The sequence below is a fragment of the Ideonella sp. P3_A4 genome, from assembly GCF_056403075.1.
The window spans coordinates 1-11,386 of record NZ_JBFUGE010000181.1 but is presented as its reverse complement, the minus strand read 5'-3'; the positions used below and the strand labels follow the sequence as shown (position 1 = coordinate 11,386).

Sequence of the window (11,386 nt, the reverse complement as noted above, 5' to 3'; positions counted from 1 at the left end):
CTTCGGAGTGCCGCTGTTTCGCCGCCTGCCGCGCGGCCTGGCGCTCACCGCCGAAGGCCAGGCCCTGGTGCCCGTGCTGGCCGAGTCTTTCGAGCGCATTGGCGGCACGCTTGCCAGCCTGCGCGAGCGGCGTCCGCGCGAGGTGCTGGCGCTGGGGGTGGTGGCCACCTTCGCCGTGGGCTGGCTGCTACCTCGGCTGCCGGTCTTCCAGCAGTTGCATCCCTTCGTGGATCTGCGACTGTCCACCCACAACAACCGGGTAGACCTCGCCGCCGAGGGGCTCGATGCCGCGGTGCGCTTTGGCGATGGCCATTGGCACGGCACCGAGGCACTACCGTTGATGCGCGCGCCGCTGGCCCCCGTGTGTGCGCCAGCGTTGGCCACGCGCATCCGCACGCCCCGCGATCTGGACCGCGAAACCCTGCTGTGCTCTTATCGGACGGACGAGTGGCACGCCTGGTTCCGCGCGGCGGGCGTTGAGCCGCCGGTTGTGCGCGGCATGGTGTTCGACGCTTCGCTGGCGCTGGCCGAGGCTGCCGCGATGGGCGTTGGCGTGGCGCTGCTACCGGTCGACCTGTTCACCCGCGACCTGCGCAACGGCCGCCTGGTGCGCCTGTTCGACGTGCAGATCGACGGCGGACGCTACTGGCTCACTCGACTCGCGTCGCGCAAGCGCAGCGCGGCCATGCGGGCGTTTGAAAGCTGGATCAGCGGCGAATGCGAGGTGGCGAGAGATTCTTGATTGATGGGCCTGCGTGAGCGACGTGCGCTGCTCGGCTGGCCAGGCGATTGCGCCAGGCCCGACGACTGCTGCTAGCTGGGGGCGGCTCGGCGAAGACCCGGACCGGCAACCCGCCGTCGCACACGGCGGCGAGGTGAGGGGCGACAAGAGACTGGGTGCTGTCGCTCGCTGACAGCGGCCCGAATGTCGGCGGAGTTGGTCACCTGTCGTTCGTCGACCGGCGCCGCGAAGGGCCGCTGCACCTACGTCACCGGTCACGCGACCATTGTGGCCAACGGATGGCGAGCGAGTGTCTCCATCCGCACGCGCAGGCCGTTGGCACCCGACTCAGAGCAGTCGTTCCGCTGCAATCKAGGCTCGCCGCGTGACCGGCGCTGGCAGTCGCTCTACTATTGAGCATGCGTCTGTACTACATGACCGCGCTCGATACAGCGGTGAAATACATCCTTCCTGAGAAGCGCATGCGGCTCAGTCAGTTCGCCCGCCTGAATGACCCCTTCGAGCTGATGAGCTTTCATCAGGGTGGCGCCGAAGAGCGATACATCTTCAAGATGCTTCGCGACCATTGGGATAAGTCGCTGGGTGTTATCTGCTTCGGCAAGCACTGGAAGAGCCCAGTGATGTGGGCGCACTATGCACGATCACACACGGGCGTTTGCCTTGGCTTCGATGTGCCTGACGACAAGCCAAAGCAGATCGTCTACGAACCAGAGCGCATCCGGTGGGCGGTCGATCTCGCGAAGCCGATTCGAGGCGTAGACGTTGAATTGCTTGAGAGGGTAGTCACGACCAAATACGCGCAGTGGGCCTACGAAGAAGAGTGGCGACTCTTCGCGAAACTGGAAGAGTCCGACCCGACGAACGGCGAGTACTACCTGGACTTTGGACCAAACCTGACGCTTCGGGAGATCATTGTCGGCGCGCGGTGTACGAACAGCGTCGGATCGTTCAAGGGCCTGGTAGGCAAAGTCGAAAAGTCCGTCGAAATCATCAAGGCGCGCCCCGCTTTCGAGACATTCACAATGGTCAGGCAAAAGAAGATCTCGCCGATCGTGGTGCTACCGCACAAGCGCTGACGGATGAAAGGCGACGGTGCCGACAAGCCGTCCGGAATGCAGGCGCCCCAATTCCTGTACGGGATGAACGGCTGACCGCTCCTGGCCGGGAGCGCCAGTGCTTCGGCCACGCCGAAGCAGCCCTTCACGGCAAGGCGCGGGCCCCTCCCATTGCCGTGCGAACACCAACCCGCGTGGAGACGCATTCTGCATGCCCTCAACTCGATGAGAGACCATCCCTCCCGCTGGAGATGACTTTGGTGCGCGGCTGTGATAGACCAGCAGCTAAGGGCGCCTTCAATGACCGTACTGCAAGAGATACTCGCCTGGTCGCAGGAGCGTCCGCTCTGGCAGCGGGATGCGTTGCGCAGGCTCGTCGTTACTGGCGAGCTGAACGAGTCTGACCTGCGTGGCCTGACGGAAATCTGCAAGGGCAGTCACGGTCTTGGGGAGCCGCAGGAAGTCGAGCCGCTGGAAAAGCAGCACATTCCTGACAAGGCCGCTGGGCCGCCGGTTTCGCTGGTTTCGATCTTCCACCATCACGGGGTGAATGCACTCGCTGAAGAGCAAACGCTGAATTTCGCTCCGAGCCTGACCGTCGTGTACGGTGACAACGGGGCGGGCAAGTCAGGCTACATCCGCATCCTAAAGAACGCATGCCATGCGCGTGGTCAGGAGACGATTCTAGGAAATGTCGTATCGGGTGTGGCGCCGCCCAAGCCCGTGGTCGCCATAAAGTATCTCGTGGGAGGCGAGCCTGTGCCACGGGAATGGATGGGCGCGCCAGATGACGAGATGATCTCGCGTGTCAGCGTCTTCGATACCCACGGCGCCGCCGTGTACTTGACCGAAAAAACCAACGTCAAGTTTCGCCCCTTTGGCCTCGATCTCTTCGACAAGCTCGTTCGGGCGTGCAAAGGTGTTCGCTCCCAGCTGGAGGCCGACCAGCGCGCACTCGGGCCCGATGGATTGACCGCGATCCTGCCGCAGCTTCCGCCGGGAACGGTGGCCACCAAGTTCTTGACGAGCCTGAGTTCCTTGACAAAGCCCGAAGCGCTCAGGGCACTGGTGCATCTCACAGACGAGGAGGAGGCGCAGCTAGCCTTGCTAGAGACGATGCTTCTTGACCATCAGGCCAACGATCCAGAAAAACTCGCTCAACAGCTCACATTGCGCCATGGGCGGGTGTCTGCGCTGGCCCGCCATCTAACCGCCGTGGAGACGGCGCTTTCGCCTGAGGCAGTGCTGGCAGTGATCAACGCACGTGCCGAGGGTGTGCGCAAGGCCGAAGAGGCAAAGCGCCTGCGCGAGGCGACGTTCCCTGAAGGCCTTCTGACGGGCACGGGAACGGAAGGATGGGCAGCGATGTGGGAAGCTGCTCGCCGCTTTTCAGAGGACGCCGCCTATCCGGGCCAGCCGTTTCCTGTGACCGAGGAAGGTGCCCAGTGCGTGCTGTGCCAGCAGCAACTCGGCCATGCCGGCGTCCATCGGTTCCAACAGTTCCAAGCCTTCGTCGTCTCCAAAACGGAAGGTGAGCTGCGCGAACTCCGAGAAACCTACGCACGGCAGCGAAAGGCCTTCGTCGATCTCAACATCACGTCGGAGGCGGTGGACGATGCGTTGAAAGAAGTTGCTCTGGATCAGGAAGCAACCGCCATAGAAGTCCACGAGGCGATCACGGCGAACGAAAAGCGGCGGGAGGCAGTCGCCGCTTGTCTTGCCGGAAACGGCTTGCTCCCACGAGACTTGGCCGAGGTCATTCCCATGGCCGCGAAGATCACTACGCTAGTGGCACAGTTGGAGGGGCGCATCAAGGCTCTTCGCGCAGCCGTAAACAAGGAGGCGGAGAAGAAGGTGCTGGCTGAAGCGCAGGAACTGCGCGCCCGCAAACTACTCGCTGCGCATGAAGCGAGCGTGCTCAACGAGATCGAACGGAAGAAGAAGTATGCCGCCTACGGTCAGTGCCTGGAGGAAACCAAGACGACGGCCATCACGGCCAAGAGCACAGCGGTCACCAAGGCCGCCGTTTCACAAAAGCTCAAGCAGAGCTTCCAGAACGAACTGGTCAACCTCTCCTTCCGACATGTCGAGGTCGAGCTTAAGGAGCAGGGCGGGGCGGACGGCGTTTTCTATCACAAGCTCGTACTCTCGCGCGCGCCAGGCTATGACCTGCCGAAGATCGTTAGTGAAGGGGAGCAGCGCTGTCTCACCATTGCGGCGTTCTTCGCCGAGTTGAGCACTGCGGATGACCCATCCGCCATCGTGTTCGACGATCCCGTCTCTTCGCTCGATTTCCGGTGGCGGGAGAGCGTCGCGCGGCGTCTGGTCGAGGAGTCAAAGACGCGTCAGGTCATCGTCTTCACGCACGACGTAGTCTTCCTACTCGCGTTGAAGCGATACGCGGAACAAATCGGCATCACAGCGTTAGATCAACATGTGCGCCAGCTTCCAAAAGGCGCGGGCGTCTGCGAGGCGGAACTTCCCTGGGTTGCGATGGCAATCAAAAAGAAGATCGGCTTCCTCAAGAACGAATGGCAGACGGCTAACAAGCTGGAACGGGACGGTCAACAGGACGCCTATGAGAAGGAAGCAAAGCACCTCTACGGTTTGCTGCGCGAGGGTTGGGAGCGGGCATTGGAGGAGGTGCTACTCGGAGGTCTTGTCGAACGCTTCCGACCTAGCGTTCAGACGCAGCAAATTGCGCAGATCGCCGACATCACACCGGAAGATTGCAGGGCAGTAGAGGTCGCGATGACTAAGTGTTCATCCTGGCTTCCGGGGCACGACAAAGCGCCAGCGGCGCGGGCGCCCGTCCCGGGATCTGCGGAACTGAAAACAGACATTGAGGCACTGGACGGCTGGGTTAGCGAAATTCGTAAGCGAAGGGACAAGAGTGCGAAAGCAGCCGCTTAGAAGCGGCGGATCGCGGATGTTGAGTATTGCCGAGGGCTATTGACGCATTCGATGCCGAAGTTTCGATGCGCAAGGAAGCGGTCGCTGGTGCGACGGAGAGCATCGCGAGACATACTGCTGCGCAGCCTACAACTGCCGGTCGAGGCAGCATCGTTGGTCAAGCCGAGCGACCGCTGAGCGCCGGAGAGCGTGAATATGCCGGCCGACGGTCACGGGCAGCACTCGCTGCGCAACCGTCGAACCGGAACTGACAATCGGCCGCTTCGTTCAAGCCGGCGCGGCGCCCGCTCTCCAGAATTCAGGGCACGAATCGTCCGGCTCGCGACCCTGCCCCGTCGCGATGCGGACAATCCGAGCCGCCATGGCTGCTCGGAAGACTGCCCGCCATCACCATCATGTCTACGTAGTGGAATTGTCTGATCGGGTGTGGAGCGAGCCCGCGTTTCGCAGGGCCAATCCGGACTACATTCTTGGCAAGCCGTTTGTCTACGTCGGCATGACCGGCCTCGACGCCGATCTGCGCTTCGATCGGCACAAGGCCGGTGTGCAGGCCAATCGCTTCGTCCTTCAGTACGGTCTTCGTCTGATACCGCAGCTTTACGAGGTGTACAACCCGATGCCGTACCAGGCGGCACTGGAGATGGAAGTCGAATTGGCCATTGGCTTGCGGGAAGCAGGCTATGGAGTCTGGCAGGCTTAGCGCGCGAACCCCTGCGTTGTCTCCGATTCGATCGGGTAGCACAATGAGCCACGGCGCCGACCATGCCGCAAATCCCATCGGTGAAGTACGCGGAGCGAATCATGAAGCGACCCGGGCAGATGGGGCTGATGCTTTTGATGGCCTGCCTGTTACTGCTCGGCCATGGGGCGGAGGCACGCACGTGGAAGGCGGCGGGCACGACGTTCGCGAAGGTGTTCGAACGCACACCGGACGGCAACTACCACGGGCTGGGCGTGGAGTTGCTGCGTGAGATCGCCAGCCGCATGGGCGATCAGGTCGAATTCGACCTGTATCCCTGGCCGCGCGCCCAGGCGATGGTCGAACAGGGCGATGCAGACATCCTCATCGGCCCTTACAAGAGCGAAGAGCGGCTGATGCGATTCGTCTTCTCGGCCCAAGGCTTCTACCGGGACGACATGCTGTTCTTCGTCCGCCGAGGAAAGGATTGGCGCTGGAACGGCAGCTTCGAGACGCTGGCGGGTGCGCGCATCGGAGCGATCAACGGATGGGTCTACGGGGCAGGCTTCGAAGCCGCCGAGCCCGTCTTGCACATCGAGCGGATCAACTCGCTGGAGGGGGCGTTGCGCATGCTGGACGGCGACCGGATGGACCTGCTGGCCGCCAATCGCAGAAACGTCGACGGGCTCTTGTTCCAGCTGGGGCTCGGCGGCCGGCTGGAGCCCATCGCGCCGCCGATTTCCTCGCAGATCGGGTACTTTGCCTTCCCCAAGGGGGCAGGCCACGAGGCCCTGAGGCAACGCTTCGACCAGACCTTCTTCGAACTCGTTCGCAGCGGTGAACTGAAGCGCATGGGGCAGCGCTTCGGGGTCGAGGTTCCTAACTGAGGAGGCCGCGATGATCGGCAGGCGCGCTAGCTCTATGGAGATGGCCCTGCTGCAGGTCTGGTCCCCGGAGGAAGACCTTCGACCGATTTTTATCGGACCGAGTGCCCAGAGAATGGGGCAGGGCAGCCCGTTGAGCGCCAAAGGCGTCGAGCGGCCTGCTGTGCAACCGAGGCGGAACTTCAGATATGGCGCGACCTTCATTCAACAGCGCGTGGGCCGCGTTCATGGCAGTCCGAGTTCCGGTCGGTGAGGTCGGCAAGAAGATCGGCGGCAACGTACAGACGAACATCGAACTGCCCGAAGGCGGCTTTCGCAATGCGTGTCCGATCCGGATGAGTTATGTGCTCAACAAGACCGGCTTCCCGATCCCCAAGAATCGACGCGCTGCGCGCGCTCGCTGAGCGCTACTCCCAGCGCAAGTACAGCGTTGCCGTTCAGTCGGAGTTCAACACGATGAAGTGCATCGATCTGTTGCACAGCAAGGAGCTTGAAGCGCTTGCTGCCAAGTGGGCCACGGCTCCCCGATAGGGCAAGGCCCACGCGTCCCCAATGCTTCGCTGCGCCCGATGCGGCCGCGTTCGCACACAGTGCAGCCGGCTCGATGCCGCCTGCCGCCTGCAGCCTCATCTTGAGGATCGCGCCCTTTTTCCCTTGACCTCACTGAAGAGGTCAAACAGCTGCTGAGCAGCAGTCGACAAGGAACGCCCGCGGCGGCGGATCAATCCCACCTTGCGCGTCACCACGGGGTCGACCAGCGGCACGCTGACGAGCAGCGGGTGGTCGGGCCCCGGCATGGCCATCGACGGGACGGCGGCCACCCCCAGCCCGGCCTCGACCAGGCCCAGCGTGGTGGTCACGTGCTGCGCTTCGTAGATGGCTTGCGGTCGCCCGGCCACGCCCGCCAGCGCCTGGTCCAGCAAGACCCGGTTGCCAGAGGTACGCCCGACCGAGATGAAGTCGTGCTGCCCCAGCTGGGCCCAGGTGACCTTGCGCAACTTCGCCACGGGATGATCGCGCCGGCAGGCCGCCACGAAGCGTTCCTCGATCAGGGGCTTGAATTCCAGCTCACCCTCTTGCGCCCCGATGAAGTTGAGGCCGAAGTCGGCCTCGCCGCGCGCCACCGAGGCAAGCACTTCGTTCGCACCGGCATCCAGCACCTTGACCCGGACTTTCGGACAGCGCTCGTGGTAGCGCCGGATGACCTCTGACAGGTAGTAGTAGACGGTCGACGGTACGCAGGCCACCGTCACCTCGCCCATCCGGGTGGCCGCCACGCCGCGAATGCCCAGCAGCGTGGAGTCGAGCTCATCCAGCAGCTCGCGCACCTTGCGCTCGAAGTCCCGCCCCACGGCGGTGAGCGTCACCCGGCGCGTGGTGCGCTCCAGCAGGCGAACGCCGAGCGCCTGCTCCAGCTTGTCGATGCGCCGGCTGAAGGCCGGCTGCGAGAGGTGGACCGATTCGGCCGCCTTGCGGAAGCTGCTCAGCTCGGCCACCGCGCGAAAGGCCAGCAGGTCGTTCAGGTCGAAGTTGATGGCCATCGCCGTGCTCCGGTGATTGATGCGTTGTGTGGATCAGTTGATCTTAAAGATGCAATTCACTTTTGCAATGCCCGGCCAGAAGATGCGGCCCATGAAACAAGTCCTGCCCTGCGTCCTGATGCGTGCCGGCACCTCGCGTGGCCCGTTCTTCCTGCGAGAGTGGCTGCCCCAGGACGAGGCCGTACGCGACGAGGTGCTGATCGGTGCGATTGGTGCGTCCGACCTGCTGCAGGTCGACGGCGTCGGCGGCGGCAGCAGCCTGACCAGCAAGGTCGCGATCGTGTCGAAGTCGGCGCAGCCGGACTGCGACGTCGACTACCTCTTCGCCCAGGTCGGCGTGGGCCAGCGTTCGGTCGACACCCGCCCCAACTGCGGCAACATGCTTTCCGGCGTGGCGCCTTTCGCCGTCGAGCAGGGGCTGGTGGCTGCCGGCGTCGGCGAAACGACGGTGCGTGTCTTCAACGTCAACACCCGCTCACGCATCGACGTGACGATCCAGACGCCGGGTGGCCGCGTGACCTACGACGGCGACACCGGCATCGACGGCGTGGCCGGCACCGCCGCCCCCATCCGCCTCAACTTCCTTGACGCCTGGGGCTCGGTGACCGGCTCGGTCTTCCCCTCCGGCCACCGCATCGACGTGGTCGACGGGCTGGAGGTGACCTGCATCGATGCTGCGATGCCGTTGGTCATCCTGCGGGCGCGGGACCTCGGCCTGACCGGCCGCGAATTGCCCGAGCACCTGGACGCCGATCCCGTACTGCTGGCGCGCATCGAAAGGCTGCGCTGCGCCGCCGGCGAAGCCATGGGCCTGGGCGACGTGTCGGCCAGCGTGATCCCCAAGCCAGTGATTGCCAGCGACGGTGACGACGCCGACAGCATCACCTCGCGCTACTTCACGCCCCGGCGCTGCCATGCCTCCCATGCGGTCACCGGCGCCATCGGCGTGGCCACCGCCTTCGTGTTGCCGGGCACCGTGGTCAGCAGCGTGTCCAGCAGGGAAGGGGTCCGCGCGATCTCGGTGCTGCACCCGCAAGGCCGCATCGAAGTCGAAGTCGCCATCGACGGGGAGGGTGGCGAGGCCCGCATCCAGCGGGCCGCCCTGATCCGCACGGCCCGAAAGATCCTGCAGGGCGACCTGCACATCCCCCCTTACGTATTCTCGAAACCGCTTGAAGGAGACAAACCGATGAAGCGCCTGATTGCTCCCGTCGTGGCCGCCGTGGTCGCCGCCTCCGCACCTCTGGCCATGGCCTACCCCGACAAGACGATCACCATCGTCGTGCCGACGGCTGCCGGCGGCGGCAACGACGCGATGGCCCGCACCATCGCGCAAAAGCTCGGGCCGCTGCTCGGTCAGACGGTGATCATCGACAACCGCGCCGGTGCCAACGGCGCCATCGCCGGCGAGTTCGTCGCCAAAGCCACGGCCGATGGCCACACGCTGATGTTCGGCTACATCGCCACCCATGCCATGAACCCGGCGCTGCAGAAGTTGCGCTACGACCCGGTGGCCGACTTCGCGCCCATCGGCCTGGTGGGTTACTCGCCGACGCTGTTGGTGGCCAATGCCGCCGTCCCGGTGAAGGACGTGAAGGACCTGGTGGCGCAGCTGAAGGCCAAGCCGGACAAATACACCTACGCCTCGGCCGGCAACGGCACCGCGCCGCACTACGCCGCGGAACTCTTCAAGCTCAACGCCGGCGTCACGATGCTGGGCGTACCGTACAAGGGCTCCGCACCGGCGATCAGCGACACCATCGGCGGGCAGACCCAGTTCATGTTCCCGAGCCTGTTCACTGCGCTGCCACAGGTGAAGGGCGGCAAGCTGCGGGCGCTGGCCGTGGCCGGTCCCAAGCGCTCGAACCTGCTGCCCGACGTGCCGACGTTGAAGGAGGCGGGCGTGGACGGCGTCGACGTACAGCAGTGGTACGGATTCTTCGCGCCGGCGAAGACCCCCAAGCCGATCATCGACCAGCTCAACAAGGCGCTGAACCAGGTGCTCGCCGACAAGGAGGTCATCAAGCGCATGGAAGAGCACGGCGCCGATGTCGAGACCAGCACGTCGGAGCAGTTCGGTGACCTGGTGAAGAGCGAGCTGACGAAGTGGAAAGCGGTTGTGCAACGCGCCAAATTGACCGCCGACTGAACACACCAGGAGCTTCGGACATGGACACTTCTCTCGAGCACCTGAAGGCCTGGATCGGCCGCAGCGAGACGGTGCGAGACCAGATCGGCGCGACGCCCGTCAGTGCGCTCAACGCGACGCTGGACCACCCCGCCATGCCCGTGGAGGCGGGGACGCCACTGCCGCCGCTGTGGCACTGGCTGTACTTCCTGCCGCTGCACCGCCAGAGCGAGATCGGCCCGGACGGCCACGCCAAGCGGGGCGGATTCCTTCCCCCGGTGCCGCTGCCGCGCCGCATGTGGGCCGGCAGCCAGTTCGAGTTCCGCTCGCCGGTGCGGGTGGGTGATGCCGTCGAGCGCACCTCGACCATCGCCGACGTGACGGTCAAGGAAGGCCGCACCGGCAAGCTCGTGTTCGTCAAGGTGCGCCACGAGCTGCGCAGCAACGGATCGGCCGATCCGGCGATCGTCGAGTTCCACGACATCGTCTACCGCGAGGCCAAGCGCCCCGGGGACGTGGAGCCTGCGCCGCAGGCCGCCGAGGCCGGTGCCGCCTGGCAACGCGAGATCGTGCCCGACGACGTGCTGCTGTTCCGTTATTCAGCGCTGACATTCAACGGCCATCGCATCCACTATGACCGCAAGTACGTCACCGAGGTCGAAGGCTATCCGGGCCTGATTGTTCATGGCCCGCTGATCGCCACGCTGCTGATGGACGTGGTGCGACGCCATGCGCCGCACGCCGACGTCGCAGCGTTCCGCTTCAAGGCCGTGCGCCCGACCTTCGACCTGAACCCGTTCCGCGTCAACGGCCAGCTTCAATCTGACGGCAAGACGATCAAGCTCTGGGCTCAGGACCATGAAGGCTGGCTCACGATGGATGCGGTCGCTACGCTGAGGGGAGCCTRACGTGCAGCCGCTCAAGGGAGTCACCGTCGTCACGCTCGAACACGCCATCGCGGCGCCGTTCGCGACCCGCCAGCTGGCCGACCTCGGCGCCCGGGTCATCAAGATCGAGCGCCCGGGCACCGGCGATTTCGCCCGCGGCTACGACGCCCGCGTGCGTGGCCTGGCCTCGCACTTCGTCTGGACCAACCGCTCCAAGGAGAGCCTCACGCTCGACGTGAAGCACCCCGAAGCGGCCAAGGTGCTCGAGCGCCTGGTGCTGGAGAAGGCCGACGTGGTGGTGCAGAACCTGGCGCCCGGCGCCGCGGCGCGTCTGGGCCTGGGCTATGAGGTGCTGGCGGCGAAGAAGCCGGCCATCATCGTCTGCGACATCTCCGGCTACGGTGCCGACGGCCCCTACCGTGACAAGAAGGCCTACGACCTGCTGATCCAGAGCGAGGCGGGGTTCGTCTCGGTCACCGGCACGCCCGACGAACCTTGCAAGGCCGGTCCGTCGATCGCCGACATCGCCGCTGGCATGTACGCCTACACCAACATCC

11 protein-coding genes are annotated in these 11,386 nt (G+C 64.6%); 10 read left to right on the top strand and 1 reads right to left on the bottom strand.

Annotation, left to right across the window (positions count from 1 at the left end; all coding sequences use genetic code 11):
* From AC1DYI_RS16790 to AC1DYI_RS16760, 7 genes are all read left to right on the top strand, one after another.
* The coding region (locus tag AC1DYI_RS16790) for a LysR substrate-binding domain-containing protein (protein WP_477205274.1) at window positions 1-742 on the top strand (742 nt) is incomplete at its 5' end.
* Window positions 743-1,140: 398 nt separating this feature from the next.
* Entirely contained in the window at window positions 1,141-1,818 is a 678-nt protein-coding gene (locus AC1DYI_RS16785; protein WP_477205273.1) for a DUF2971 domain-containing protein, read from the top strand.
* A 279-nt stretch (window positions 1,819-2,097) separates the two neighbouring features.
* Entirely contained in the window at window positions 2,098-4,710 is a 2,613-nt protein-coding gene (locus AC1DYI_RS16780; protein WP_477205272.1) for an AAA family ATPase, read from the top strand.
* A gap of 361 nt (window positions 4,711-5,071) precedes the next feature.
* Window positions 5,072-5,410, top strand: coding sequence for a hypothetical protein (locus AC1DYI_RS16775; RefSeq protein WP_477205271.1), 339 nt, complete (start codon window positions 5,072-5,074; stop codon window positions 5,408-5,410).
* Between the two features lie 101 nt (window positions 5,411-5,511).
* Entirely contained in the window at window positions 5,512-6,276 is a 765-nt protein-coding gene (locus tag AC1DYI_RS16770) for a substrate-binding periplasmic protein (RefSeq protein WP_477205270.1), read from the top strand.
* A gap of 224 nt (window positions 6,277-6,500) precedes the next feature.
* Window positions 6,501-6,677: a hypothetical protein gene (locus tag AC1DYI_RS16765; protein WP_477205269.1), complete on the top strand. Its 177-nt coding sequence runs from the start codon at window positions 6,501-6,503 to the stop codon at window positions 6,675-6,677.
* A complete protein-coding gene (locus AC1DYI_RS16760) occupies window positions 6,616-6,804 on the top strand; it encodes a T6SS amidase immunity protein Tai4 family protein (RefSeq protein WP_477205268.1) in 189 nt (62 codons plus the stop codon). The genes AC1DYI_RS16765 and AC1DYI_RS16760 overlap by 62 nt, the downstream gene beginning before the upstream one ends.
* A gap of 95 nt (window positions 6,805-6,899) precedes the next feature.
* Here the strand turns inward: AC1DYI_RS16760 and AC1DYI_RS16755 are convergent, their stop codons facing one another.
* A complete protein-coding gene (locus tag AC1DYI_RS16755; protein WP_477205267.1) occupies window positions 6,900-7,814 on the bottom strand; it encodes a LysR family transcriptional regulator in 915 nt (304 codons plus the stop codon).
* 91 nt (window positions 7,815-7,905) lie between these two features.
* Here AC1DYI_RS16755 and AC1DYI_RS16750 point away from each other — a divergent pair, with 91 nt between their 5' ends.
* The 3 genes from AC1DYI_RS16750 to AC1DYI_RS16740 all read left to right on the top strand — a co-directional run.
* Window positions 7,906-9,963, top strand: a complete 2,058-nt coding sequence (locus AC1DYI_RS16750; RefSeq protein WP_477205266.1) for a 4-oxalomesaconate tautomerase — start codon at window positions 7,906-7,908, stop codon at window positions 9,961-9,963.
* A gap of 20 nt (window positions 9,964-9,983) precedes the next feature.
* Window positions 9,984-10,850 carry an HTD2 family dehydratase gene (locus AC1DYI_RS16745; RefSeq protein ID WP_477205275.1) on the top strand — a complete coding sequence of 289 codons (867 nt, stop codon included), beginning with the start codon at window positions 9,984-9,986 and terminating at the stop codon, window positions 10,848-10,850.
* Between the two features lies 1 nt (window position 10,851).
* Window positions 10,852-11,386, top strand: a 535-nt coding sequence (locus AC1DYI_RS16740) for a CaiB/BaiF CoA transferase family protein (RefSeq protein WP_477205265.1), incomplete at its 3' end; no start/stop codon positions are given.

Bases quoted from the DNA above. Each gene is read 5' to 3' on its own strand.
- AC1DYI_RS16785 (WP_477205273.1), top strand. From the start codon at position 1,141: ATGCGTCTGTACTACATGACCGCGCTCGATACAGCGGTGAAATACATC.
- AC1DYI_RS16780 (WP_477205272.1), top strand. From the start codon at position 2,098: ATGACCGTACTGCAAGAGATACTCGCCTGGTCGCAGGAGCGTCCGCTC.
- AC1DYI_RS16775 (WP_477205271.1), top strand. From the start codon at position 5,072: ATGGCTGCTCGGAAGACTGCCCGCCATCACCATCATGTCTACGTAGTG.
- AC1DYI_RS16770 (WP_477205270.1), top strand. From the start codon at position 5,512: ATGAAGCGACCCGGGCAGATGGGGCTGATGCTTTTGATGGCCTGCCTG.
- AC1DYI_RS16765 (WP_477205269.1), top strand. From the start codon at position 6,501: ATGGCAGTCCGAGTTCCGGTCGGTGAGGTCGGCAAGAAGATCGGCGGC.
- AC1DYI_RS16760 (WP_477205268.1), top strand. From the start codon at position 6,616: ATGTGCTCAACAAGACCGGCTTCCCGATCCCCAAGAATCGACGCGCTG.
- AC1DYI_RS16755 (WP_477205267.1), bottom strand. From the start codon at position 7,814: ATGGCCATCAACTTCGACCTGAACGACCTGCTGGCCTTTCGCGCGGTG.
- AC1DYI_RS16750 (WP_477205266.1), top strand. From the start codon at position 7,906: ATGAAACAAGTCCTGCCCTGCGTCCTGATGCGTGCCGGCACCTCGCGT.